General features: G+C 61.3%; 22 protein-coding genes, 2 pseudogenes and 1 riboswitch. Of the genes and pseudogenes, 12 read left to right on the top strand and 12 right to left on the bottom strand.

The annotated features are described in order from the left end of the window. Window position 1 precedes the first annotated feature (1 nt). Together NVV72_00670 and NVV72_00665 are read right to left on the bottom strand one after the other, a co-directional pair. On the bottom strand, window positions 2-1219 hold the full coding sequence (locus NVV72_00670) for an aspartate/tyrosine/aromatic aminotransferase (GenBank protein ID MCR6657908.1): 1218 nt from the start codon (window positions 1217-1219) through the stop codon (window positions 2-4). Between the two features lie 89 nt (window positions 1220-1308). Then, window positions 1309-1695 (bottom strand): hypothetical protein, encoded by a 387-nt coding sequence (locus NVV72_00665; protein ID MCR6657907.1) that lies wholly within the window; start codon window positions 1693-1695, stop codon window positions 1309-1311. Window positions 1696-1857: 162 nt separating this feature from the next. On the opposite strand from NVV72_00665, the gene NVV72_00660 reads away from it, so the two are divergent. Next, window positions 1858-2772, top strand: a complete 915-nt coding sequence (locus tag NVV72_00660) for a polysaccharide deacetylase family protein (GenBank protein ID MCR6657906.1) — start codon at window positions 1858-1860, stop codon at window positions 2770-2772. Here the strand turns inward: NVV72_00660 and NVV72_00655 are convergent. The 4 genes and pseudogenes from NVV72_00655 to NVV72_00640 form a co-directional block, all read right to left on the bottom strand. Next, window positions 2769-3632, bottom strand: a complete 864-nt coding sequence (locus tag NVV72_00655; GenBank protein ID MCR6657905.1) for an isoaspartyl peptidase/L-asparaginase — start codon at window positions 3630-3632, stop codon at window positions 2769-2771. The genes NVV72_00660 and NVV72_00655 overlap by 4 nt on opposite strands. A gap of 155 nt (window positions 3633-3787) precedes the next feature. After that, window positions 3788-5341, bottom strand: a complete 1554-nt coding sequence (locus NVV72_00650) for a DHA2 family efflux MFS transporter permease subunit (protein ID MCR6657904.1) — start codon at window positions 5339-5341, stop codon at window positions 3788-3790. Window positions 5342-5527: 186 nt separating this feature from the next. Next, window positions 5528-6681: pseudogene (locus NVV72_00645) on the bottom strand (HlyD family efflux transporter periplasmic adaptor subunit). Window positions 6682-6704: 23 nt separating this feature from the next. Further along, window positions 6705-8153: an efflux transporter outer membrane subunit gene (locus NVV72_00640; GenBank protein ID MCR6657903.1), complete on the bottom strand. Its 1449-nt coding sequence runs from the start codon at window positions 8151-8153 to the stop codon at window positions 6705-6707. Window positions 8154-8280: 127 nt separating this feature from the next. On the opposite strand from NVV72_00640, the gene NVV72_00635 reads away from it, so the two are divergent. Continuing rightward, window positions 8281-8934, top strand: a complete 654-nt coding sequence (locus NVV72_00635) for a TetR/AcrR family transcriptional regulator (protein MCR6657902.1) — start codon at window positions 8281-8283, stop codon at window positions 8932-8934. On the opposite strand, the gene NVV72_00630 is transcribed toward NVV72_00635, so the two are convergent. After that, window positions 8924-10465, bottom strand: coding sequence for an ATP-binding cassette domain-containing protein (locus tag NVV72_00630; protein MCR6657901.1), 1542 nt, complete (start codon window positions 10463-10465; stop codon window positions 8924-8926). The two genes, NVV72_00635 and NVV72_00630, sit on opposite strands and share 11 nt — an antisense overlap. Continuing rightward, entirely contained in the window at window positions 10462-12132 is a 1671-nt protein-coding gene (locus NVV72_00625) for an ATP-binding cassette domain-containing protein (GenBank protein ID MCR6657900.1), read from the bottom strand. The genes NVV72_00630 and NVV72_00625 overlap by 4 nt, the downstream gene beginning before the upstream one ends. A gap of 129 nt (window positions 12133-12261) precedes the next feature. Between NVV72_00625 and NVV72_00620 the strand changes: the two genes are divergently transcribed. The 3 genes and pseudogenes from NVV72_00620 to cydX all read left to right on the top strand — a co-directional run bounded on the left by NVV72_00620 (window position 12262) and on the right by cydX (window position 15213). After that, on the top strand, window positions 12262-13854 hold the full coding sequence (locus tag NVV72_00620) for a cytochrome ubiquinol oxidase subunit I (protein ID MCR6657899.1): 1593 nt from the start codon (window positions 12262-12264) through the stop codon (window positions 13852-13854). 27 nt (window positions 13855-13881) lie between these two features. After that, window positions 13882-15041, top strand: a pseudogene (gene cydB, locus NVV72_00615) (cytochrome d ubiquinol oxidase subunit II). A gap of 49 nt (window positions 15042-15090) precedes the next feature. Continuing rightward, the gene (cydX, locus tag NVV72_00610; GenBank protein ID MCR6657898.1) at window positions 15091-15213 is read left to right on the top strand and encodes a cytochrome bd-I oxidase subunit CydX; all 123 of its coding nucleotides are present in this window, start codon (window positions 15091-15093) and stop codon (window positions 15211-15213) included. A gap of 70 nt (window positions 15214-15283) precedes the next feature. Here cydX and NVV72_00605 read toward each other — a convergent pair whose 3' ends face one another. After that, window positions 15284-16450 (bottom strand): SDR family NAD(P)-dependent oxidoreductase, encoded by a 1167-nt coding sequence (locus tag NVV72_00605; protein ID MCR6657897.1) that lies wholly within the window; start codon window positions 16448-16450, stop codon window positions 15284-15286. Between the two features lie 129 nt (window positions 16451-16579). Here NVV72_00605 and NVV72_00600 point away from each other — a divergent pair, with 129 nt between their 5' ends. The 3 genes from NVV72_00600 to moaC are packed head-to-tail and all read left to right on the top strand — an operon-like array spanning window position 16580 to window position 17765. After that, on the top strand, window positions 16580-16810 hold the full coding sequence (locus NVV72_00600) for a MoaD/ThiS family protein (protein MCR6657896.1): 231 nt from the start codon (window positions 16580-16582) through the stop codon (window positions 16808-16810). A gap of 2 nt (window positions 16811-16812) precedes the next feature. After that, window positions 16813-17286, top strand: a complete 474-nt coding sequence (locus NVV72_00595; protein MCR6657895.1) for a molybdenum cofactor biosynthesis protein MoaE — start codon at window positions 16813-16815, stop codon at window positions 17284-17286. After that, window positions 17283-17765, top strand: coding sequence for a cyclic pyranopterin monophosphate synthase MoaC (moaC, locus tag NVV72_00590; protein MCR6657894.1), 483 nt, complete (start codon window positions 17283-17285; stop codon window positions 17763-17765). Before NVV72_00595 ends, moaC begins: the two co-directional genes overlap by 4 nt. 34 nt (window positions 17766-17799) lie before the next feature. On the opposite strand, the gene NVV72_00585 is transcribed toward moaC, so the two are convergent. Further along, the gene (locus NVV72_00585) at window positions 17800-19662 is read right to left on the bottom strand and encodes a TonB-dependent receptor (GenBank protein ID MCR6657893.1); all 1863 of its coding nucleotides are present in this window, start codon (window positions 19660-19662) and stop codon (window positions 17800-17802) included. A gap of 176 nt (window positions 19663-19838) precedes the next feature. Beyond that, a riboswitch (cobalamin riboswitch) is annotated at window positions 19839-20027 on the bottom strand. A 29-nt stretch (window positions 20028-20056) separates the two neighbouring features. Then, window positions 20057-20347, bottom strand: a complete 291-nt coding sequence (locus NVV72_00580; GenBank protein ID MCR6657892.1) for a BolA family transcriptional regulator — start codon at window positions 20345-20347, stop codon at window positions 20057-20059. Between the two features lie 71 nt (window positions 20348-20418). Here NVV72_00580 and NVV72_00575 point away from each other — a divergent pair, with 71 nt between their 5' ends. After that, window positions 20419-21084 carry a J domain-containing protein gene (locus NVV72_00575; protein MCR6657891.1) on the top strand — a complete coding sequence of 222 codons (666 nt, stop codon included), beginning with the start codon at window positions 20419-20421 and terminating at the stop codon, window positions 21082-21084. 117 nt (window positions 21085-21201) lie between these two features. On the opposite strand, the gene NVV72_00570 is transcribed toward NVV72_00575, so the two are convergent. Further along, window positions 21202-21915: a GNAT family N-acetyltransferase gene (locus NVV72_00570; GenBank protein ID MCR6657890.1), complete on the bottom strand. Its 714-nt coding sequence runs from the start codon at window positions 21913-21915 to the stop codon at window positions 21202-21204. 72 nt (window positions 21916-21987) lie between these two features. Between NVV72_00570 and NVV72_00565 the strand changes: the two genes are divergently transcribed. The 3 genes from NVV72_00565 (at window position 21988) to cobT (ending at window position 25554) form a co-directional block, all read left to right on the top strand. Continuing rightward, entirely contained in the window at window positions 21988-22437 is a 450-nt protein-coding gene (locus NVV72_00565) for a GFA family protein (protein ID MCR6657889.1), read from the top strand. A 97-nt stretch (window positions 22438-22534) separates the two neighbouring features. Beyond that, complete coding sequence (gene cobS / locus NVV72_00560) at window positions 22535-23536, top strand: cobaltochelatase subunit CobS (GenBank protein ID MCR6657888.1); 1002 nt, start codon at window positions 22535-22537, stop codon at window positions 23534-23536. Between the two features lie 158 nt (window positions 23537-23694). Continuing rightward, entirely contained in the window at window positions 23695-25554 is a 1860-nt protein-coding gene (gene cobT / locus NVV72_00555; GenBank protein MCR6657887.1) for a cobaltochelatase subunit CobT, read from the top strand. The last annotated feature ends 11 nt before the right edge of the window (window positions 25555-25565 follow it).

The following is a 25565-nucleotide window of genomic DNA, read 5'->3' as shown; positions in this document are numbered from 1 at the left end:
TTTATTCTCCTTTGCTGAGGTACGGGGCTAAGGCCGCGGCGAAACGCGGCAGGTTTTCAGAGGTCAGGCCGGCGATGTTCATGCGGCCGTTTTCGATCATGTAGATGCCGTGCCTGACGCGAAGATCGGTCACGGCCTCGCGGTTGAGCGGCAGCAGGGCGAACATGCCGGTTTGTTGCGCCACCGAGGCCAGTTGCGGCACGGCACGGACCAGTTCGGCGCGCATGGCGTTCAGGCGGGTGCGCATGATGGTGAGTTCGGCCTGCCAGCTTGCAGTCAGTTCAGGCGATTCCAAAATGGTGCGGACAACGGAAGCACCGTGATCGGGCGGCATGGACCACATGGAGCGGCCGACCTTCATGCAGGTGGCGCGGGCGCGCAGCGCCGCCTGAGCGTTGCTACCCTTGATCCACAGGGCGCCGAGGCGTTCGCGGTACAGCCCGAAATTTTTGGAACACGAGGCGGTAATCAGCGCTTCCGGTACAATGTCGAGCAGGGCGCGCATATCGGCGGCGTCCTCTTCCAGGCCGTGACCCAGGCCCTGATAGGCGATATCGACCAGCGGCAACAGGCCTTTGCGCGCGCACAGATCGGCGATTGTGCGCCATTGATTGGCGGTAAAACCGGCACCGGTCGGGTTATGGCAGCAGGCGTGCAGCAGCAAAACATCACCGGCACGGGCCGCTTCGAGTGCGCTCATCATCTCGTCGAAGAGAACGGTCTGTGTGGCCTGATTGAAGAACGGATGCTCCAGCACTTGCAGACCGGCGGCGCGCATCAGGCCATAGTGATTGACCCAGCTTGGCGTGCCGACCCAGATACGGGCATCCGGATTGGCGTGGGCGATCAGTTCGGCTGCCAGGCGCAAAGCGCCGGTGCCGCCGGGCGTCTGCATTCCGCAATAACGATCATTGGCGGCGCGGGCGGCACCCAGTACAATCGGCGCCAGCAGCGAGACAAACCGCACATCGCCCTCGGCCGCCACATAAGCCTTGGTGGTTTGCGCCTCGGCAACCATTACTTCAGCCTGGCGGACCGCCTGCATGACCGGCGTGCGGCCCTGTTCATCGCCATAAACGCCGATGCCGAGGTCGATTTTGCCATCGCGCGGATCACTGCGCAGTTGGCGCAATAGAGTCAGCATGGCATCGAGCGGCTGGTCGTCCAGCGTGTCGAAAAGCCGGCTTTCGGTCGGGCAGGCCAGGGCGTCGGCGGTCATGGCGGGTCTCACAGATATAGTATCTAATGAAACTATGCCTGTTGTCGCCCCGTGGCAATCCCTTTTTTGAAGTTATGGCCGCTCTGCTGTCACGAGCCCGTGACAGCAGCTTTTTTGCCGGTGCCCAAAAAGACCATGACCGCAAAGAAAATGATCTGGATGGCGGTAAGCAGCGAGCCGATGCCGACCACCGGTTCCGCCCAGGCCGCCCGGATCTGCGCGCCCCATATGCCGGGGATGAAGATCACCAGACCGATGACAGCGATAAAGTAGTGAATCAGGGTGACCTTACGCGATAGCTGGGGGTGGGTATTATAGAACAGGCCAGCCAGGAACATCAGCACGCCGCCGACAAGATTCAGGTGTGCGTGGGTCGGCATCTGGGTGAAATCGTGCGTGCCGCCCATATACAGGCCGAGACCGATGCCGATGCAGAGGAAAACAACGCTGGTACGCAGAAAAATGTTACCGTTCATGACATCCCCCTTATGGGGCCCCGTGGCCCCGTTTTTGGATGCGCATAGTTAACGTAACGCTGATATTTCTGCAAGTTGTGTGTTCGGGGTGATTGTCAGACGCCATGTTCCGGCGCAGGGTAGCGCTAACGCCCATCAGAGGCGGATAAGGAGATGAGCCCCATGAAGCCTGTTGCTGTCCTGTGTTCCGCCATACTGACCCTTGCTGCTTTTTCGGCACAGGCCCAGACCGGTTTCGATGTCGCCATTACCGTGGATGACCTGCCGGCGCATGGCAGTGTGCCGCCTGGCGTCAGCCGTATCGATGTAGCGCGCGATTATCTGGCAGCATTGAAGGCGCACAATGTTCCCGGTGTTTACGGCTTCGTCAATGCCGTGGCGCTGGAGCGCGAACCGGGCAGCGGGGCGGCGCTCGATATGTGGCGGGCGGCCGGTTATCCGCTGGGCAACCACACCTACAGCCACATGAATATCAATGCCGGCACGCTGGAGGCCTTCGAGGCCGATCTGGAAAAGGGCGAGCCGGCCATCCGCGACCGCATGGCCGGCCAGGATTGGCGCGTGCTGCGCTTTCCCTATCTGAGTGCCGGCGACGAGGCCCATCATGCCGGGATTATCGCCTATCTGAAGGTGCATAAATACCGGATCGCCGATGTTTCGATCAGTTTCAATGACTGGGCCTATACCGAGACCTATGCGCGCTGCATGGCAAAGGGCGACCAGGACACCATCGAGAGCATGAAGATTCAATACATGCAGGGGGTGAAGGCGTCGATCGCGCGCTCTCTGATGGCATCACAGAAGGTGTATGGCCGCCAGATTTCACACGTCCTGCTGATCCATGAAGGCGCCTTTACCGCCCTGATGCTGCCGGAGGTGCTGACCGCCTTCGAGGAAGAGGGCGCGCATTTCGTGACGCTCGACCAGGCACAGAGCGATCCGGCCTACAGCGCGCCGAGTGCGTACCAGGGCGAGGGGCTGCTGATCGAGCGCACGGCGAAGGAAAAGGGCATCGACCTGGGAAGCGACGCGCCGCCCGATGTCGATATCAGCAATCTGGACGGGATGTGCCGCTAAAACACTTCCGAGATAATCTCGCTGTCGCCTGAGAACCAGGCGCGTTTCATGCCCTGCGAGCGGAAGGGCGCGATCACCTCGCCGTTGCGGTTCAGCGCGATCAGGCCGCCTTCGCCGCCCATATCGACAATCTGTTGCAGGGCCGTATCGCCGGCTTCGCTGAGCTTCTGCCCGCCGGCATGGCGGAAGGCCAGTTGCGCCGAGGCATTGACGCGAATGAAGTATTCACCCTGGCCGGTGCAGGAGACGGCGGTCTGGCGGTCGGCCCAGGTGCCCGCGCCGATGATCGGCGTGTCGCCAACGCGTCCGGCCATCTTGCCGAAGACACCGGCGGTCGAGGTGGCTGAAGCGAGGTTGCCGTTTGAGTCAAGGCAGACACAGCCGACCGTGCCGTGCGCCAATGTGCCGGGCGGATGGTTGGACTCAAAACGTCCGGCGCGGGTGAAATATTCCGCCTCGTCGGCGATCGGCGCAAAGCCTTGCTCGTGAGCGAAGAGCGCGGCGCCATCACCGGCCAGCATGACGTGGGGCGTCTTTTCCATGACGGCGCGGGCGACGAGGACTGGATTGGCAAAGCCTTGCAGGGCGGTGACCGAACCACAGGTCTGGTCGGCGCCATTCATCAGGCTGGCGTCGAGTTCGTAATGGCCGGCCTGGTTGGGCGAAGCGCCTCGGCCGGCGACATAAAGCCCGGAGTCTTCAAGCTTACGCACCACTTCGGTGACGACATCCAACGCGGTTGTCCCGGTTTTCAGGGAGATGCGGGCGGCTTCGGTGATCTCGCGCATATTGGCGATCTCGGCGGAATAGTCGCGGCCCTTTTTGGCGCCGGCGCCGCCGTGCAAGGCAAAAGCGATCATCTTCAGACTCCGTTACGTTTGTAACCGGCTATGACGCCATGCGCTGAGGGATGCAAGTAAGAAAGGGAGCCACAGATGTCACAGATGGGCACAGATAGTTTTCAGCGCGTAAAAATATCTGTGCCCATCTGTGACATCTGTGGCTCAAACCATTCTTAATCTGCCGCGTGGGTGACGGGGCCCTGGACTAGGGTCTTGCGGCACAGCCAGACGGCGGGCACCAGCAGCAGGATGATGATCGACGAAATGCGGAACAGGTCGACCGTGGCCAGCAGAAAGGCCTGGCTGGAGACCTGCCGCACGATTGCGCCGAGGCTCTGGCCCGCTGTCAGGCCGAAATCCTGCGCCTGATGCAGGGCGTTCTGGAAGGCCGGATCGGTCATGCCCATCACCTCGGCCAGGCGGGTCTGATGCTGGGTTTCGCTGCGTTCCCACAGGGTGGTGACCAGTGAAGCGGCGAAGGAGCCGGCAATGATCCGCGCGAAGTTGCTGAGGCCCGAAGCCGCTGGCACGCGCTGGTGCGGGATGCCATTCAGCCCGATACTGATGAACGAGATGAAGAACATGCTCATCGCCGCCCCCATCACCAGCATGGGCAGGGTCAGCACAAAGAAGCTGGCGTCGGTGGTGAAAAGCGACCGCATGTAGAAGGACAGGGCGAACAGCAGCAGGGACACCGAGCCAAGTATACGCGCGTCATACTTGTTAAGCAGGCGGGCGGCAAACGGCGTCATGATCACGGCCACGGCGCCGGAGGGCGCGGCGGCGAGACCGGCCCAGGTGGCGATATAGCCCATGTTGGTTTGCAGCCACAAAGGCATCAGCAGGTTGGCGCCGAAGAAGATGGCATAGGCGATGCACAGGATGAGGGTGCCGAAGGCGAAGTTGCGCGTCTTGAAGAAGGACAGATCAACCATCGGATTCTTGTCGTTCAGTTCCCAGATCACCCAGGCGATGAAGCCGATGATGGCGATGATGGTTTCGACGACAATGGCGGGCGAATTGAACCAGTCGGCTTCCTTGCCGGTGTCGAGCATGACCTGTAGCGCGCCGACCCAGACGACCAGCAGGGCAAAGCCCGTGCGGTCGATCGGCCGCTGGAAGGTCGGGGTTTCGCGGTCGGACATGCCGCGCCAGCAGAAAAAGGCACAGAAGGCGCCGACCGGCACATTAATGAAGAAGATCCACGGCCAGGTCATGTTGTCGGATATCCAGCCGCCGAAGATCGGACCGCAGATCGGGGCCACCAGGGTGGTCATCGACCAGATGGCCAGGGCCGTGCCGCGCTTGTTGGGCGGGAAGATCATCATCAGCAGGGCTTGGGAGCCGGGGATCATCGGGCCGGAAACCGCGCCCTGCAGGATGCGGAAGAAGATCAGCGAGTTGATGTCCCAGGCCACGCCGCACAGGAAGGAGGCGATGGTGAAGAGGACAACGGCAGATGTAAAGGTCTTGACCACGCCGTAGCGCCCCATCAGCCAGCCGGTGAGGGGGACGGAAATGCCGTTGGCCACGGCGAAGGAGGTGATGACCCAGGTGCCCTGCGAAGTCGAGACGCCGAGATCGCCGGCGATGGTCGGGATCGAGACGTTGGCGATGGTCGAATCCAGCACCTGCATGAAGGTGCCGAGCGCCAGGGCGATGGCAGTCAGGGCCAGCAGACCGCCCGTCATGGGGGCAGGGGCGGCGGCGGGTGAAGCAGTGGACATGGATGTCTCGGTTCGTTTTAATGGCAAAAGTAAGAAGCCCCACCACCATTCGCTTCGCTCATGGTTCCCCTCCCCAGTAAACTGGGGAGGTATAAAAGGAGGCAAATTCTTATACCTCCCCGACTTGTCGGGGAGGGGGACCGCACGACGCGCGAAGCGCTAGATGCGGTGGTGGGGTATCTTTCTTTAATTCTTGGTATCGATTTTCGCACTCATCGAAAGCCCGACGCGCAAGGGGTGCGCGTTTAGTTCCTTCGGATCGAGATCGATGCGGACGGGCAGGCGCTGGACCACCTTGATCCAGTTGCCGGAAGCGTTCTGCGCTGGGATCAGCGAGAAGGCCGAGCCGGTGCCGCCGGAAATGCCACGGACGGTGCCGTGGAAAACCACGCCCTTGCCGTAGAGGTCGGAGTGCAATTCCACTGCCTGGCCAGGAATAACCTTGCGCAACTGACCTTCCTTGAAATTGGCGTCGACATAGGCGCGGGCGATCGGCACCACGGTCATCAGCGGGGTGCCAACGGCGACCTGCTGGCCGACCTGAACGGCCTTTTTGGAGACGATGCCGTCTGTGGGGGCGCGGACAATGGTGCGCTCCAGCGCCAGGTTGGCGGCGTCAAGCCCGGCCTGCGCCGCCAGCACTTCCGGGTTTTGCTCGGCATCGACGCCGGCGAACTGGGCGGCATTGGTGGCGCGCTGGCCGCCGGCGGCCTTAACGCCGGCCAGGGCCTGAGCGCGTGCCGCCTGGGCGGCGTTGAGCGCGGCCTGGCCTGGGTGAAGGCGTTCTGCGCCGTGGTCAGTTCTTCCTGCGATACCGCGCCCGACTGTGCCAGATTCTGCCGGCGGGTCAGTTCGGTCTTGGCGTTGCTGAGATTGGCCTGGGCGGCGGCGATCTGGGCATCGGCACTGGCGACATCGGCCTGGCGGGCGCCCAACTGGCCGGCCAGGGCCTCATCACTGGCATAATAGCCCTGAACGTGGCGTTGGGCCTGGGCCAGTGCCGCCTGGGCCTGAGCAACGGCGATTTTCGCGTCGGAGTCATCGATGGTCAACAAGACATCGCCGGCTTTTACCATCTGGGTTTCGGAAACGGCGATGCTGGCTACCGGACCGGCGACCAGCGCGTTGACCTGGGCCGTATCGGTGCCGACATAGGCATTGTCGGTCGAGACATAATGTGAGGCGACGAGGCCATAGTAGGCGCCGTAGGCGACGGCGCCGACAGCGACGGCAATGCCGAGATAGGTGAGCAGGCGCTTACGTTTGGCATTGCTGGCGGCTTGCGAGGGGGCGACGGGCGCGGACTGAATTTTATCAGCCGTTTGTGCAGTATCGGGCATGTGCGGATCTCTGTGTTAAGAGCTTAATTTTGGGCAATATTCTGGGAGGCATAGGTGCCGCCCAGCGACTTGATCAGGGCGATATCGAGGGTCATGGCGCGGCTCCTGAGGTCGGCCACTGTACGGCGCTGGCTGATCAGGCTTTGCTCGGCCACCAGCAGGGAGGTGTAATCGGACAGGCCGCCATCATAACGCAGTTTGCTGAGGCGGTATGCCTCTTCATAAGCCGTCAGTGCCTGTTCGGAATTGTCGAGCCGGCCTTGCAGCGCCTTCTGGCTGGAAAGCGTGTCGGCGACCTGCTGCATGGCTTCGAGCACGTCCTGATTATAGGCCGCGATAGCCAGGGCGTGTTCGCTTTCGGCCGATTTGAGATTGGCCTTCAGCGCGCCGCCATCAAACAGCGGAAGGCTGAGCGCCGGCCCGACCTGGCCGATATCGGAGCCGGACGAGAACAGCTTATCGAGCCCCAGTGACTGGAAGCCGGCGAAGGCCGCGATATTGATATTGGGATAGAAGGCTGCGTGGGCCTGTTTGATATGGGCCGAAGCGGCTTCGGCGCGCCAGCGGGCGGCGATGATATCCGGGCGGCGGCCGATCAGGTCGAGATTGACCTGGGCGGGCACGTTGCCCATAGCCTTAGTGTCCAGCGCCAGGGCCGGGCGCTCCAGCGTATTGGCAAAATCCGGGGCCGCGCCGGTCAGCATGGCGATCAGGTGCTTGTTGAGTTCGATCTGTTCATCGAGCGCGGCCAGGTCGGCGCGGGCGGCGAAGACGCCCGCCTGCGCCTGGGCATCCTGCGCCTTATTGCTGACGCCATTATTGAGCTTGTCCTGCACCAGTTTGGCGCTGTCCGAACGGATGCCGACGGCGCGCTCGGCCAGGTCGCGTTCCTGGTAGAGGCGGTCGAGATCGATATAGGCCGTGGCGATGGCGGTCGAAAGCACCAGCCGGGCCTGCGCCGCATCTGCGGCCGCGGCTTGTTCGTTAGAACTGGCGGCGGCGATGGCGGCGCGGTTTTTACCCCAGAAATCGAGTTCCCAGTTAAAGCTCAGGGTCGTCTGGCCATAATCCTTATAGCCTTCCGGCACGGCTTCCTTGGGGAAGAGGTAGTTATAGCTCTGCTTGCCCTCATAAGCCGTGGCATCGAGACCGACCTGGGGGCGATTCGCGGCGCGGTACTGCGAAACGGCGGCTTGAGCCTGGTTGAGGCGCGCCTCGGCCATGGCGAGCGAAGGCGAATTGTTGAGGGCCTGGGTCATCAGGCGCTGTAATTGCGGGTCGCCGAGGTCCTTCCACCACATCTGTTCGCTTATCGTATTGATGGGGTTGACCTTCTTGGCCTGACTGGGCTCTGATGCGAATGGCGCGCTTTGCGGAATCGTGGTGCAGGCGCTTAAGGTCGTAGCGGCCAGAAGGGCCGCGACAAAAAGGCGGCGGCGCGGCATTTGGGCGGAGGGCGTGTTATGTGTCATATTATTAAGTCTCATAAGGGCGGACTCTTGAAACAACCGTACGGTATGGTCATTTGTGGTGGACATATAGTCCGGCACGATGTATCTGTCAACTGACCATACCGTACGGTTTAGGAATTATTTTGCGATGCAGAACGAGAAAGTACAAGAGTTGAAAGCCTGCGAATCCAAAGGGCGCATGAGCAGCGAAGACCGCCGCGAAGCCATTCTCGACGTGGCGACCGATATTTTCCTGTCGGAAGGCTATGCCAGCGCGTCAATGTCGACCATAGCGGCGAAGCTGGGCGGCTCCAAGGGCACGCTTTATAACTATTTCAAGAGCAAGGAAGAGCTGTTCGCGGCCTATGTGCAGCGCAGTTGCATTTTCCATCGTGGTGAGATCGCCGACCTGCTGCTGGAAGATGGCGATGCGCGCACGGTCCTGACCGCTTTCGCCAGGGGATATCTGCGCGCTTTCACGGCGGAACCGGCCCTGCAGAACTGGCGTGTCATCTCCGCCGAAAGCCACAAATCGCCAGAAATCGGCCGGCTGTTCTATGAAAGCGGTCCGCTCGCCGGCGCGCGCATCCTGGCGGCCTATATTGAAAAAGCCGTGGCGCGTGGCGCCTTGGTCGTGCCGGACATCATGGTGGCCGCGCATCATTTCACCTCGCTGATTCACGGCCGCATGATCAAGGCGCGCCTGCTCAACTATATTCCGGCCCCGACCGATGCAGAGATCGCCGCCGAGGTCGAGGCCGCGATGTTCGTCTTCTTCGCTGCCTACGGGCCTAAAGACTGACCACCTGATCGGCCAGGACGCGCGGGCCTTCGCGGTGGCTGATCAGAATCAGGCCCTGCGGCCGTTCCGCCAGTCGTCGTGACAGGTTTTCGACCACCCGCGCTTCGGTGGCCAGATCAAGCCCTTCGGTCGGTTCATCCAGAATAAGGATCGGCGCCTCCCGCAGCAGGGCGCGCGCCAGAGCCAGGCGCTTGCGTTCGCCGCCGGACAGCGTGACCCCGCCATCACCGATCCAGGTATCTAGTCCTTTCGGCAAGGCTGTGACGCGATCCTTCAGGCAGGCGGTATCCAGGGCCTCCAGCATTCGCTTTTCCTGATCGGAGCGGCTCAGGGCTTTCAATGCGGCGTCACTTATTGCCATCAGCAGGTTTTCGCGGATCGTGCCGGTCAGCAGGGCGGCATCCTGCGGGCAGAGCGCAAACAGGCCGGGCGCGCCGCTCGTGCCTCTGAGGCCAACCAAGGTTTCGATCAACTGCGTTTTGCCGCTGCCCGAAGGGCCATCGATGCGCAGACGCAGGTTTCGATCGGGCGTGAAGGTCTGGTCGCCTATTGAAACACGTGTCTGCGTGTCGCCTTTTTCGGCCTGCGGCTGGTCATGGATTTCCGCCAGGCGTTTGTGCGCGTGGTCGATGCCGGCTTTCTGGCTGAGGGCGCGCGTCAGGATGGTCGCCGATTCAAAGCCCATGCTGCCAGCCAGCAAGGCCAGGGCCATATGGGCCAGGGGCTGGTCCAGACTGGCTACGGCAATGCCGGCCAGGCACAGGCCGGTCAAGGCCGTGGTGATGGCGTTGCTGACGGCCTCCTTGCCAACCGCATGGGTTTTGGCGGCGAACAGTTTTACTTCCAGATCCTGCAGTTCCGTCAGAAGAAACCTGCGCATATCATAGGCGCGGATATCCGGCAGCAGGGCCATGAGCGAGAAGAAACGCGCCTTGAGGTCGCCCACGGCGGCCGCTTCGGACAGGTTATCAGCCGGGCGGCGATGGATATGGACACCGGTGGCCACGGCGCCGGCCAGGAAAACCAGCAGGAGCAGCGCGGCCCAGGGGGAAGCGATGGCCGTTAGCAAGAGCGATGTCAGGATGCCCGCGCCGCCGGCCCAGGGCGCGCTGCGCATGACCAGCGCGTTTTCGAGCGTGGTCACGTCCTGGATGAAGCGGCTGGATGCCTCGCCCCGGCTTAAGCGCAGGCTGTTTTGCGGATTGCCGGCCAGCACACGGCCGAGGAGGGCAGGGCGAAGCTCGGCCATGGCCCGCAGGGCCGCCGAATGGCCGGTATAGCGTTCGCCATAACGCAAGACGGTTCGGGCGATAGCGAAGAAGCGGATAGCTGCGCTCGGCAGCAGGTAGTTGAACCCTTGCGCCGCCACGACACCGGCGGCGCCTGCCACGGCCGCGCCGGTCAGGAACCAGCCGGAAACCCCCAGAAGCATGACGGCGGAGACGCTGACCCCCGCGGCGAAAAGAGCCGTCAGGAGGAGGCGCGTGCGGAACCGGTCGATCAGTTTTCTGAAATAGTCATCGAAGCTCATGACAGATCCACCACCTGATCGGCCAAAACACAGAGCCTCGGCGAATGACTGGAGAGGATAACGGTCCGCCCCTTGAAGAGCGCCGGCAGTTGCGTGATCAGTTCGGCTTCCGCTTTTGCATCCAGATCAGCCGTCGGCTCATCGAGCAGCAGGATTGGCGCGTCTTTCAGCCAGGCGCGCGCCAGGCCGATCCGCCGCCGTTCGCCGCCCGAAAGACCGGAACCGCGCTCGTTGAGAGCGCCGGTGCGCGCTTCGGCCACTGTGTCGAGACCGAACAGGTCGATCGCCCGCCGTACCTGATCATCGCTGGCAGAACGATTGGCGACGCGAAGATTGTCGGCCAGGCTGCCGGCCAGGATCGGCGGCGCCTGGGAGACCCGGGCGATGCTCTCACCGATATCGGTCAGGGGCTGGCCGTCGATCGTGACCGCGCCGGCTAGCAGATGGCCTTGCCCCAGCAGCAGGCGCAGCAGGGTGGTTTTCCCCGAACCGGTCGGCCCCTTGAGGGCGATAATATGTCCGGGTTTGGCGGTAAAGCTGACGGGGCCGATGCGAAAGCCGGGATCGTCGGCAAATCCGCAGACGACCTCCTGATAGGTTATTTGAGGGGCGGCGGTCAGGTGCGCGGCGGTGGCCTGTTCGGGCCGGCAGTCTATCGCCATCAGTCTGTGAGTCGCGGCCAGGGCGGTCTGCTGGTCGTGATAGGCGGCCGCCAGCCGGCGCATGGGGGCATAGACTTCCGGCGCCAGGGCCAGGACGAAAAAGGCCGCAGCGAAGGTCAGGGTTTCCGGCACCTTGAACGGCAATTCACCCAGCAGGTAGAAGCCGCAATAGATGGCGATCAGCGCCACGCTGAGCGCGCTGAAAAATTCCAGCACGGCCGAGGTGACGAAAGCAATTTTAAGGACGCTGAGCGTCCGTTCGGCGACCTCATGGGCGGCACGGCCCACGGTACGCACCTGCCTGGGGCCGGTTTCAAAGCTCAGGATCAGTGGCAGGGCTTTGATGCGATCGACGAACAGGTTGGACAGGCGGGAGAGAGCGTCGAGCTGGCGCTTCGATTCCCCGGCGCTGGTCAGGCCGAGAACAGCCATCATTGCGACAAACGGTAGCAGGGTGAGCAGCAGGATGCCGGCGCTCACGGGGCTGGCCATGGCCATCAGGGCGATGAAAACCAGCGGCAGGAGACGCGCCTGGAAGTCGCTTTGGCGGAAACGGGCGTAATAGCCTTCGAGCGCTTCGGTGTCCTCGAACAGGGCATTCAGCCGGGTCTGATGGCGGCCGGAATCTATATGGCCGCCGAGCGCCTTCGCCATGATATCCAGCCGTATGGCGCGTATGATCCGCCGTGCCGACTGCATGGCAAGCTTCTGATTCATAAGGCTTAACATAGCGCGTGCGGCGAGGGAGACAACGGTTGCGGCCAGCGGAAGGACGAGGTTACCAAAGTTGGCCGACTTGCCGAACAGATCGCTGACCATGTGGCTCAGGCCCCAGGCGAACCCGGCGATGCAGATGCCTTCCAGCAGGCCCAAGCCGTACATGAGTCGCAATGACCTGGCGTCCGCTTGCGCCCAGACGTGCAACTGCCGGCGAAAGTGTTTCGACGTGTCACCAGCAGGCGGTGCGGCATCCGGGTGCGACATCTTGGTTATTGTGCGGCGCAAGGTTAAGCCTTAAAGTTTCTATGGTTTTAGCCTCGCCATTTCGCCCAAGGGTTGAAGTTAGGCATTGCTAAGGGCTGTTTTTAAGTGTCTTCTCACCGGAGACGCGAAGTTTTTTGGGGAGAAGCCTTTATGGACCTCAGTACCGTAGAACTCTCAAGGCTGCAATTCGCCTTGACCGCTATGTACCACTTTCTGTTTGTGCCGCTGACCTTAGGTCTCAGCTTCATGCTGGTGATCATGGAAAGCGTCTATGTCCTTACGCGCAAGGAAATCTGGCGCACCATCACCCGCTTCTGGGGGCTCCTGTTCGGCATCAACTTCGTTCTGGGTGTGGCAACGGGTCTCACCATGGAATTCGAGTTCGGCATGAACTGGTCCTATTACTCGCACTATGTCGGCGACATCTTCGGCGCGCCGCTGGCGATCGAAGGACTGATGGCCTTCTTCCTGGAAGCCACTTTTGTCGGGCTGATGTTCTTCGGCTGGGAAAAGCTGTCCCGGCCGGCGCACCTCATGGTGACCTTCATGGTGGCGCTCGGCACCAACCTGTCGGCGCTGTGGATCTTGATCGCCAATGGCTGGATGCAGCACCCCACCGGCGCCGAGTTCAATCCGGCCACCATGCGCATGGAGGTGACCAACTTCATCGATGTGCTGTTCAACCCGGTGGCACAGGCCAAGTTCGTCCATACGGTCAGCGCCGGTTATGTGCTGGCGGCGGTTTTCGTAATGGGTGTTTCGGCCATCTATCTGTGGAATAATAAATGGACCAGCATCGCCAAGCGCTCCATGGCGGTGGCTGCCGCCTTCGGACTGGCCTCCTCGCTGTCGGTCGTCGTGCTGGGGGATGAGTCGGGCTATGCCCTGACCGATAACCAGAAGATGAAGCTGGCCGCTCTGGAATCGATGTGGCACACCGAAAAGGCGCCCGCCGGGATTTCGATTTTCGGCATTCCGAACGTCAAGGAACAGCGCACTGATTTTGACGTCAAGATCCCCTATGTGCTGGGCCTGATCGCCACGCGCAGCGTCGATACGCCGGTCGTGGGTATCCTCGACCTGACCGACAAGGCGGAAATGCGCATCCGTTCCGGCATCATCGCCTATGACGGTGTCGAAAAGCTGAAGGTCAATGCCGACGATATGGACGCCCGTGCGCTGTTCGAGGCGCACAAGGCCGACCTGGGTTACGCCCTGCTGCTGAAGAAGTATGTGCCAGATCCGCGCATGGCCACCAACGAAATGATCGTCCAGGCGTCGCTCGACACCATTCCCAATGTGCCGGTGATGTTCTGGAGCTTCCGCGCCATGGCCGGGCTGGGTTTTGCCTTCATCGCCCTGTTCGCCGTCGCCTTCCTGATGGTGACCTTCGAGAAGCACAATAATCGCCTGTTCCTGCTGGTCTGCATGATCGCCATACCCTTCCCGTGGATCGCCATCGAAGCCGGCTGGGTTTTGGCCGAAATCGGCCGCCAGCCCTGGGCGGTGGATGGCGTGTTGCCGACCTTTATGGGGGCGTCTTCGCTCACCAAAGGGCAGATATGGGCCACCATCATAGGCTTTACCCTGGTCTACGGCATCATGGCGGTGATCGAGGTCAGGCTGATGATCCGCGCCATCAATAAAGGCCCGTATGAAAGCAAGCTCGGCCGTATGCACGACGATCCCGAAGTCAGCGCCACGGACGATCCCTCGCTGCCGGTTGTCGGTCCCGCTGAATAATCCCCGCCTGAGCTAAAGGAATAAATTATGGAACTTCCTATCGACTATATGACCCTGAGGGTTATCTGGTGGGGCCTTGTCGGCGTACTGCTGATCGGTTTCGCCATCATGGACGGCTTCGACATGGGGGTGGCGGCCCTGCTGCCCTTCGTCGCCAAAAGCGACTCCGAACGCCGCGCCGTCATCAATACGGTGGGCGCCACCTGGGAAGGCAACCAGGTGTGGTTCATCCTGGGCGGCGGCGCCGTCTTCGCCGCCTGGCCCTTTGTCTATGCGGTAAGCTTCTCCGGCTTTTACCTGGCCATGTTCCTGGTGCTGACGGCGCTGATCCTGCGGCCGGTGGGCTTCAAATACCGCTCCAAGCGTCCGGGCAAGGCCTGGCGCCGCAACTGGGACTGGGCGCTGTTCGTAGGCGGTTTTGTGCCGGCCCTGGTCTTCGGCGTGGCGATGGGCAATGTGCTGCAAGGCGCGCCCTTCAGCCTGGATAGCGACTTGCGCGCCAGCTATCACGACATGTTCCTGGGGGGCTGCTGGGCCTGTTCACACCCTTCACCCTGCTGTGCGGTCTTGTCTCCGCGGCCATGCTTGTCCTGCAGGGAGCGACCTGGCTCGGCCTCAAGCTGGAAAAAGGCATTGTCCGTGATCGGGCGCTGCGCTTCGGCTTTTTCGCCGCCCTGGCTGTGATCGTGCTGTTCGCCGCTGGTTATGTCTTTGTCCGCTTTTCCGGTCTTGGTTTCAGCGTCGTCGATGCCGTCAATCCGGCTGGCGCCTCCAACCCGACCCGTGCGGAAGTGGTGCCGATGGCCGGCGCCTGGCTGGCCAATTACGCCAAGTATCCGTGGATGTGGGCGGCGCCTGCGCTCGGCTTTGTCGGTCCGGTACTGGCCATCCTCGGCCAGCGCCTGCGCAGCGACTGGCTGGCCTTCGGTGGTTCGTCCCTGGCGATTGTCGGCATCATCGGCACGGTCGGTTGTTCAATGTTCCCGATCATCCTGCCGAGCACGGTGGATGCCCATTCCAGCCTGCTGGTCTGGACGGCCTCCAGCTCGCACCTGACCCTGTTCATCATGCTGCTGGTGACGCTGGTATTCCTGCCGATCGTGCTCTTCTACACCGCCTGGGTCTACAAGGTGTTGTTCGGCCGGATCAGCACGGAGCACCTGAAAACCAATCCCGATCTATACTAATCAAGGCTGGGGAGGCGCGCCTCCCCAGCCCCCTCAGAAGGACACAGCTATGTGGTATTTTTCATGGATATTGGGTGTTGGCCTGGCCGTCGCCGTCGGTATTCTCAACGGTATCTGGTATGAGTTTCATACCACTGACGATCCGGATGCCGAAGATCCTTACATCGAATAACACATTTCAGGCGCGGTTTTCCCCTGCCGCACCTGACCCGGAGCCGGCCTGATCCGTCAGGCCGGCTTTTTTATTCCCGAAGCGAATTGACGAGATTAAACACCATGGTCTTGGCCTCATCATCGTGGCCGCCCTGGGCCAGGCCGTAAAGCGTCTGCATCACCTCTTCGGCGACCGGGGCGACATGCGCCTGGTTAACGACCTCGAAAATACCCGGAAGCAGCAGGCGGCGCACTTCATTGTCATCGACCAGCGCTTCGGTGATCTTCTCGCCTTCGCGCAGGCCGGTGAAGGTAATCTTGATGTCCTTCTCCGGGCGCAGGCCGTAAAGCTTGATCATACGGGTGGCGAGGTCGTGGATCTTCACCGGCGTGCCCATTTCCAGGATATAAAGCCCGGAATGTTCCGGCGTGCCGGCATTGGTCATCGCGGCGGTCAGCACCAGTTGCACCGCCTCGAAAATGGTCATGAAATAGCGTTCGACATCGCGGTCGGTGAGGGTGATCGGCCCACCGCGTTCGATCTGCGACTTGAACAGCGGTACGACCGAACCGGTCGAGCCCAGCACATTGCCGAAACGCACGACGCACGCCTGGTGGGTATCTGAAATCTGCGTGCGGATCAGGTGCTCGGCCAGGCGCTTGGTGGCCCCCATCAGCGAAGACGGCGCCACGGCCTTGTCGGATGAGATCAGCACCAGTTGCTTGACGCCGGCGGCCTTGGCGGCATCGATGACATATTGCGTGCCCAGCACATTGGTCAGCACGCTTTCGCTGGGGTTCAACTCCACCATCGGCACATGTTTGAGCGCGGCAGCATGGAAGATGACATCCGGCTTCTGCTGCGCGACCACGGCGGCGATCCGTTCCTTGCGCCGGACGCTGCACAGGAAGGGGCGGGCGCGTTCGCTGCCGGGAAACTCAAGTTTGATGGCGCGGTCGATTTCGTAGAGCGCCAGTTCCGAGTGATCGATCAGGCTGACATGGGCAGCGCCCAGGGCCAGCACCTGCTTGCAGATTTCAGAGCCGATAGACCCGCCGGCGCCGGTGACGAGTATACGTTTACCGGCGTAAAAGTTTTTCAGGCCGTCCGTATCCAGCTTGACCTGCGGGCGGTGCAAAAGCACCTTGAAAGAGGCCGGATCGCTGGGTTCCGGCAGGGGCAGGGCGCCGTTCTTCTTTCCGAAAGCCGCCACGCGTGCCAGAAAACGTAGCAGTCGATAATTGGACAGACTCATGGATATTCCGGCAGGCTGGCGATAATTGGAGAACGTATTGAGCGTGTTATGCGGCTTTTAGCAAGGGCGAAGCACCCGTGTAACGCTATTTTTTGCAACCCGACGCCATCTATGGTGTAAAGACAGGCTATGATCGATATTCTCTTTTTTGGCCGTGTGGCGGATAGCCTTGGCAAGCGCCGTCTGGCGATGGCCTTACCGCCGGAAGGCTTGAGCCTGTTTGCCCTGCGCCTGCGGCTTTTTGACGGCGAAGACGATGGACGGTTGCGCATGAGCGTCAATCAGATAGTGGTGACGGAAGACCGGCCCCTGCATGATGGCGATGAGGTGGCCTTTTTCTCGGTATTTTCCGGAGGCTGATGATGGAAATGGAGGTTCGCCTGTTGCCGACGGGATTTGATCCGGCGGCGGTTCACAGCCATTTTCTGGCACGGTTTGGCCGGCTGGGGGCTGTCACGGCCTTTACCGGCGTGGTGCGGGAAGCGGCAAAAGGGGCCCAAAAAGAAAAACAGGTCGATTATCTCTATCTCGACTGGTATCCCGGCATGACCGAGGCGTCGATCCAGGACATAGCCGATGCTGCGGCGGCGCGATCTGATATTCGCGCCCTCAGTATTCATCATCGCTGCGGCGAAGTGCGGGCCGGCGAGCCGGTGGTTTTCGTCGCCGCGGCCAGCGCGCACCGGCGGGCGGCTTTTGACGCGGTGGACTATATGATGGACCGGCTGAAATCCGAAGCGGCCCTGTGGAAGCGCGAAGTCGGGCCGCAGACCGACCGTTGGGTGGAGCCGACAACAGGCGATGCCGATGACTTGAAGCGCTGGAGTAAGACATGAGTGACCTGTCCCATCTGGACCCGCAGGGCCGCGCCCGCATGGTCGATGTCTCCGACAAGGCGGTAACAGCGCGGACGGCCATGGCGCGCGGACGGCTAATCTGCTCGGCGGAAACCGTCGTGCTGGTGCGTGAAAACAAAACGCCGAAAGGGGCGGTAATCTCGACGGCCGAACTGGCGGGGATCATGGCCGCCAAGCAGACCGCGAACCTCATTCCGCTCTGTCATCCTTTGCCGCTCAGCAAGGCCGCTGTGCGGATTGCCATTAATGACGACCTGCCGGGCTTCGATATCGAGGCCGAGGTCCGCACGACCGGCCAGACCGGTGTGGAGATGGAGGCGTTGACGGCCGCCAGCATAGCTGCGCTCACGCTTTACGACATGCTGAAGGCGGTGGATAAGGCCATGCGGATCGAAGGCATCGAAGTCACCGCCAAGAGCGGCGGAAAGTCTGACTGGCCGCAGACGGTAAGAACTTGAGCGGCGCGGCGTTTATGCGCCGCGCCACCTTAGTTTAGAAGAACCTGGCGTGGATGCCCATCCACACCCGGCGTCCGGTTTGACCATAGCCTCCGGCCGTCTGGTAGCGGGCATCACCGGCATTTTCGATACGACCGTAGAGGCTTAAGGTGTCATTGAGCGCATAATCGGCACGCAGGTCAGCCAGGTCATAGGCTTTCAGCATTCCCGTAAAAGCCGTGTCTAGACCTTCACCCACATGGCGCAGCCCAAGACCCAGGTTCAGTTTCTCGGTGGCGGTCCAGGCCAGGTCGATACTGCCCATCTGGTTCGGGCGGCGCGGCAACAGGCCGTCATTGCCGTCACGGGCGTGCAGGAAGCTGTAATTGCCACGTAGGCGCAGGGTGTCCGTGAGGTCTTTTGATACTTCTAACTCGACGCCGCGGGTCTCAGTGCGGCCAATGTTGCCGTAGCAGCCGTAGGGTTGATCGGAACGGCAGCCGTCATAGACGAAGTCGATCTGATCGCGCACCGAACGGGTGAACAGGCTGACACTGAACAGGCCGCCATCAAAGCCGTAATCGAGACCACCATCGAGCGTGATGGATTTCTCCTCAATCAGCGAGTCCGTGCCGTAATCGCTGTAGAGTTGGTAGAGGCTGGGCACCTTGACGCCCTGGCCGGCGCTGGCATGGAAGCGTAAGCGATCGCCCAGCGGCGCATTGACGGTGACCTGGGCGATGTCATTGGCGCCGAAGGACGAAGCATCGTCGTGACGGGCGCTCACGGCCACGTCGAGCGGGCCGAAATCGTGCGTCACCTGGCCGTAAACGCTGGCAAGCGTTGAAGCCGCCCTGAGCGGCACGGGGTTGGGATCCCAACTCGCCGGATAGGCCACGCGCATGGTATCGCGTTCATAGCTCAGGCCGCCGAGCAAACGGGTGGCGTCGCTGAGGCGGTAGCCAATGTGATAGTCGGCCGCCTCGATATGGCCATTGGCGACGAAATTCGGCGTATGGTCGGGATTGTAATTGTTGCTGTCATTGTCAGTGACGCTGACTGACAGAACCTGTTCGCCTTTCGTGAAGCGATGGGTGAGGGCTATAACCGACAGGGTGGTGTCGTTCTTGCCGAAATCGCCGGTATCGGTAAAATCATAGGGCGGCTGAGGGTTATACCCATCGAAGTCGGTGCGGCTGTGGCTGGTGGTTGAAAATACCTGGAGGCTGAGGGCCTCATTTATGTCGTAACGTAGCTTGCCGTTCAGCGTGGTCTGGGTGAAGCCGTCCTTTTCGGTGCCGCCGGCGAAGGTCGATACACCACGATCATTGTAGGTGCTGCCCGACAGGCGCCAGGTCAGGCCGCCCCGTTTGCCGCCAATGCCGGCGCGGGCCGAGCCATATTCATCGAAACCTTCAACGCGCAGATCGCCTTCCAGCGGTCGGGTGGGGGTGCGCGAGGTGAGGCTGACCACGCCGCCCATGGCGCCTGAGCCCCACAGGGTGGAAAGCGGCCCGCGAAGCACTTCGATACGAGACGCGTCATCGGTGCTGACCAGGCCGAGATTGGTGCCGCCGCCGACCTGCGACGGATCATTCAGGCGCACGCCATCCAGCATGTAAAGCGTGTGATCGGCGCCGGCGCCGCGGATTGAAGCCGTTGTGGCCGAGCCGGGGCCGCCATTGCGGGCGAGGCTCAGGTCAGTCGTGTGCGTCAACAGGTCGGCGACGAACAGTGACTGATACGATTTGATGTCGGCATCGGTCAGGACATCGACGCTCTGGCCGATCTTGGAAACCGGGAGGGTTTCGCGCGTGACGGATACAATGATCTCCGTCGGTGCCTCATCGGCGTGCGCGAAAACGGGCACAGCCAGCAGGGTCGTGGAGATGATAAGGGCGGTTTTACGATGACGCATTATCGGTCTTTCAGTCAGAAACGAAAGCCGTAAACGCGCATGACGAAGCCTGCGCCGGTTACGGCTCACAAGGTATCGTCTCTCGGTTTTTTCAGACGCCGTCACGTTTATCCGAAAAGTGGCAATCCACTTTTCGGCATGAGGCTTGAACCGCTCGCGCTGCACTTCCCGGCCACGCAAAGGACGACAGCCAAGGCAGGTCTCCTGACTCGCACCTCGAACGCGGACGACGTCTTCCCGGTAATGACCAGTGACATGTGTCGCTCGCTCGGCGCTTACAGTTGCGGGGACAGTCCGGGATTTCAACCCGATTCCCTATTATCCCGCGGGTTTGACGCGCGGGCACCATTGGCACAGGGCCGCACTAGGGCGTTTGGTGCGGCGCGTCAAGTCGCTATGTCCGGTCCTGCGTCTCGGCCTCGGCCGGTGTCAGGGTTTGCAGGGAAAGCGCATGGACCGGGCCTGCCAGTTCCTCGGCCAGGGTGGTATTGATCAGGCGCTGGCGGGCCACTCGGTTCAGCCCTTCGAAGCGCTCGGATACCACACGCACGGAAAAATGACTCTCGCCCCCTTCACGCGCGCCCGCATGTCCACTATGTTTGGCGCTGTCGTCATGAATCTCCAATTGCTGCGGGGCGAGAGCCTGGTTGAGCTTCGCCTTCAGGCGGTCGGCTATGATTCCCATATTCTGCCTCACTTTCTGGGTATGGAACGGATGTCAGCGTCTTTTAAGATTTAAGGATCATATTTCAAGATATGAGCGAAGGATTTAAGTACAAGCCGCGTCTCGGCATGGATATGCGTATTCGCCCGCCAAAGGAAGGCGAGGAAAAAACACGTCGTGCCGAAGACGACGTGCTGCAACTTAAGCCCGGTGAAAAGCCGTGCGAATGGCCGGAGTGCCACAAGGCCGCAACGGCCAAGGCGCCAAAGTCGCGCGAAATGATGAACGAGCATTATAATTTCTGCATGAATCATGCGGCCGAATACAACAAGAACTGGAACTTCTTCGCCGGCATGAGCGAAGGCGAGGCCCGCCGCCACCGCGAGGCCATTGCCACGGGTGACCGCCCGACCTGGGCTTTCCGCGCTTCGCGCGTCAGCCGTGAAGCGGCAAACTTCGCCACCAAGGGCACCAAGGCCGGCGGATTCTATGATCCGCATAGTGTTTTTGGCGCCGGCGCGGCCCCAATGAAGGAAAAGGGTGTGCAGTCCGAACGCCAGTACGGCAAGATCGAACGCGGCGCCTTTGCCGATCTCGATCTCGAAGTCGGCGCCACGGCTGAGCAAATCCGTGTGCGCTACACCGAAATGCTCAAGCGTTGCCACCCGGATAACAATGGCGGCGACCGTTCGGCCGAGGACAAGCTACAACGGGTCATCAAGGCGTATAAGATCCTGAAAAAAATGTCCCTAGCCTGAAAACCAGGGTCTTTGGCCGTGTAGTGCGTTGGCTGCGCTAGGCTGTATAAGCATACAACAGCCGTCGCTTGCCGCCTGCTACTCGACTCAAATCTCCCGGTTTTCTCTGTTAGGGACTTACAAACTGCTGAAGAACGGATCATCAGCCACGTCTCCGCCCGGCTTGCGGAACAGATGGACGTGCATCCGTCGACGCAGGGCAAAACCCAGGCTTTCATAGAGCCCGATGGCCGGCGTATTCTCCGGCAAAACATTTAGAAACGGCACGCGGCCATCGGCGACGATGCGCTTGCCCAGGATCGAGGTCAGGCGGCGGGCATGGCCGCGGCCCTGAAAATCCGGATGGACGCAGATGGCGCTGATCTCGGTGAAATCCGCCGGCTTCATGCGCTCGCCGGCCATGGCCACCAGTTGGCCCTCTGCGAACACGCCGATATAGCTGCCCATCTCGATGGTGCGCGCACCGAACGGGCCTGGCTTCATCAGGGTGGTCAAGGCGATCATCTCGTCCACATTCCCAGCCGTCAGCGCCTGGGCGTCATCAGCCACACCGGCGGCCCGGAAGTCATAGCCCGCCATTTGCAGGATTGGGAAATGCACCAGCAGATCCAGGCCTTCCGGTGTGTCCAGTTCTTCCGGCGACCATAACACGGCTGTTTCGCCCTCGGCCATGCGTTCGGCCAGAACCGGCAGAGCGTCGGGTGTTTCAATAGCGGCGAAAGGGGAGATCTCGGCCGGATAGCGCCGCACCGGGCCATCGCCAATGGCCAGATGGGAATGACGGCCGGTGAGGGCCGACCAGGCGGGATTGTCCAGTTCAGTGATTTTCATGGAGGGCATCTAGCAGAAAAGAGATGCGGCTGCTGCCGGAATATTGCGCTATAAATGCGTATGAAGACGCTCATGAACACAATTCTGAAAGGCGGCTGCCAGTGCGGCGCCATCCGTTTTGAAGTGACCGGTCCCTTGCCGGATGCCTCCATCTGCCATTGCCGCATGTGCCAGAAAGCGTTCGGCAATGTCTTCGCGCCACTGGTCTCGGTGCGCGGCACGGATTTCCACTGGGCGAAGGCCGAGCCGAAACGCTTTGCCTCGTCCAACCTGGTCAATCGCGGTTTCTGCCCAGACTGCGGCACGCCCCTGACCTATGAGGCGCCAGACGGCATGGCGATTTCCATCGGCGCCTTCGATCATCCCGAAGTGCTGGAGCCGCGTATCCAGTACGGCATGGAAGCGCGCATCGGCTGGCTCGATCATGTCAATAACTGGCCGGCCCGCACCACTATGGAGGATATTGAAGCGGCGCCGTTTCTCGACAAGCTGGTCAGCTATCAGTACCCGGACGAGCCTTAAGCAAAAAACTTCGCGCGGCGCGAAATTACGGGTTGTTTCCTGAGGGCTAAAGTCTTAGCTGAAACCCGTACACCCTTGCCGCCGAAAGCCTGATTATATGTCCGCCGAGCTTGAATATCCTGATCCGCTGCTGTCCCATGTGCCTGATAAAAAGGTCAATGTCCGCGATGTGTTCGGCATCGATATCGACATGCAGGTGCCGGCCTTCACGCACCGTGATCCACATGTGCCGGATATCGACACGGCCTACCGTTTCGATCCGCAGACGACCCAGGCCATCTGCGCCGGCTTCGCTTTCGATCGCCGCGTCATGGTGCAAGGCTTCCACGGCACCGGCAAGTCGACCCATATCGAGCAGATCGCCGCGCGCCTGAACTGGCCGCTGGTCCGCGTCAACCTCGACAGCCATGTCAGCCGGATCGACCTTATCGGCAAGGACGCCATCGTCTTGAAGGATGGCCAGCAGGTGACCGAGTTCAAGGAAGGTATTCTGCCGTGGGCCTTGCAGCGCCCGGTGGCCCTGGTGTTCGATGAATACGATGCCGGCCGCCCGGACGTGATGTTCGTCATCCAGCGCGTGCTGGAAGCGCAGGGCCGCCTGACCCTGCTCGACCAGAACAAGGTGATCAAGCCGAACCCATATTTCCGCCTGTTCGCCACCACCAATACGATTGGTCTCGGCGATACCACCGGCCTCTACCACGGTACCCAGCAGATCAACCAGGGCCAGATGGACCGCTGGTCGCTGGTGACCACGCTCAACTATCTCAGCCACGAGGCCGAGGTCGAGATCGTGCTGGCCAAGGTGCCGGAATTCAATACGCCAGAAAAGAAGGGCATGATCGACGCCATGGTGCGCGTGGCTGACATGTCGCGCTCGGCCTTCGCCAATGGCGATATCTCCACAGTCATGTCGCCGCGGACGGTCATCACCTGGGCGCAGAACACCCTGATTTTCAACAATGATCCCGAACTGGCCTTTCGCCTTTCCTTCCTCAACAAGAGCGATGAACTGGAGCGCCATACCCTGGCCGAGTTCTACCAGCGCGCCTTCGGCACCGATGTGAAGGAATCGGCGCTGAAGGTGAAGGTCATCTAATCTTTTCCTCCCTTGCGAGCCTTGGCGAAGCGGGGGAGGTGTCACGGCGAAGTCCGTGACGGAGGGGGCGACCCCGCCGTCCGTCTTGCCCCCTCCGGCGGGACAAGCCCGCCACCTCCCCCCGCTAACGCAGGGGAGGAGAAAGACGCTAAAGCCCCATGGCCAACAAGCCGACCATCCTGTCCGAACCGTTCAAGAAAGCGCTGGTGCATTCCACCCGGGCGCTGGCGGAGGATGCTGAGCTGGAGGTGGTCTTCGGTTCCGATGGCCCACGTATCGATGGCAACAAGCTGATCCTGCCGCATCCGCCGCGTGATCTGGCGCCGAAACTGGCCCAGCGTGTGCGTGGCCAGGCTGACCGGTTAGCGTTGAAACGTGCCCACCACGACGACGCTCTTCATGCCCGTGCGCGTCCGCGTGACGATATCAGCGCTGATGCCTTCGATGCGTTGGAAGAAGCCCGGCTGGAAGCGATCGGTGCCCGCGCCATGATGGGCGTACGCAGCAATCTGCTGGCGGCTCAGGAAGCCGATCTCGAACGGTCGGGCCTCTATCGCAAGGAAGACAAGGACGAGATCGGCCTGCCGGAAATCCTCGGTCTGATGGCGCGCGAAGCGGTCACCGGCGATCCGATTCCACAATCGGTGCAGCGCGTGGTCAATCTGCTGCGCGCCGAGATCGAGGAAAAGACTGGCGACGGACTGGAAAAGCTGGCCAGCCTGATCCACGACCAGAAAACGTTCAACAAACAGGCGCGCCATATCCTGACGGCGCTCGACCTAAAGGACGACAGCCAGGACGCCGAGGACGAGAAGGACGAAGGCGAGGAGGGCGAGAGCGAAGGCGACAGCCCGAAGGAAGACGCCCCGGAAAAGGACGAGCAGGACGACAGCCAGTCGCAACAGGATCAGCCGGAGGAACAGACCGGCCAGGACCAGCCGCAGGAGGGCGAGGACGACTACACCCAGATGCAGGGCGACCCGCAGATGGCCTCAGAGTCCTCAACCGATGAGACGCCTGATGGCGAAGCCGGTGAGGCCGAGCGCCGCGAGAATGACCAGCCGGAAGCCAACGTCAAGAAGGACTACGAGGTCTATACCAAGCAGTTTGATGAGGTCATCACCGCCGAGGAACTGTGCGATCCGGAAGAGCTGGAGCGCTTGCGTGGTTTCCTGAACGCGCAACTGGCCAACATGGCGTCGGTCGTGTCGCGCCTGGCCAATCGCCTGCAAAGAAAGCTGCTGGCCCAGCAGAGCCGTTCCTGGTCGTTCGATCTCGAAGAAGGTGTGCTCGATGCCGCAAAGCTGACGCGCGTGATCACCGACCCTTCCGCACCGCTCAGCTTCAAGCAGGAAAAGGACACCGAGTTCCGCGATACGGTGGTGACGCTGTTGCTTGATAATTCCGGCTCTATGCGCGGCCGGCCTATCATGGTGGCCGCCATCTGCGCCGACGTGCTGGCGCGGACCCTGGAGCGCTGCGGCGTCAAGGTCGAGATACTGGGCTTTACCACCAAGGCCTGGAAGGGGGGACTGTCACGCGAAGCCTGGGTGCGGGCGGGCAAGCCGGCCAATCCCGGGCGGCTTAATGACCTGCGCCATATCATCTACAAGGCGGCGGATAATCCCTGGCGCCGTACGCACAAGAACCTCGGCCTGATGATGCGCGAAGGGCTGTTGAAAGAGAACATCGACGGCGAGGCCCTGCAATGGGCTTATTCACGGCTGGCGGGACGGCCGGAACAACGCAAAATCCTGATGGTGATCTCGGACGGAGCCCCGGTCGATGACTCGACGTTGAGCGTAAACAGCGGGCATTATCTCGAAAACCATCTGCGCAAAGTGATTACTGATATCGAGACGGCGCCCAAAGCATCCGGAAGGCATGTGGAACTGGTCGCCATTGGAATCGGCCACGATGTGACGCGTTATTACAAGCGTGCCCTGACCCTGATCGATGTCGAGCATCTGGCCGGCGGGCTTATGGACAAACTGACTGAACTCTTCGAAGAGAAATAACTCTTTAGCCC

Source organism: Asticcacaulis sp., from assembly GCA_024707255.1.
Taxonomy (GTDB): Bacteria; Pseudomonadota; Alphaproteobacteria; order Caulobacterales; family Caulobacteraceae; genus Asticcacaulis.
This window is presented reverse-complemented; position numbering and strand designations above follow the sequence as displayed.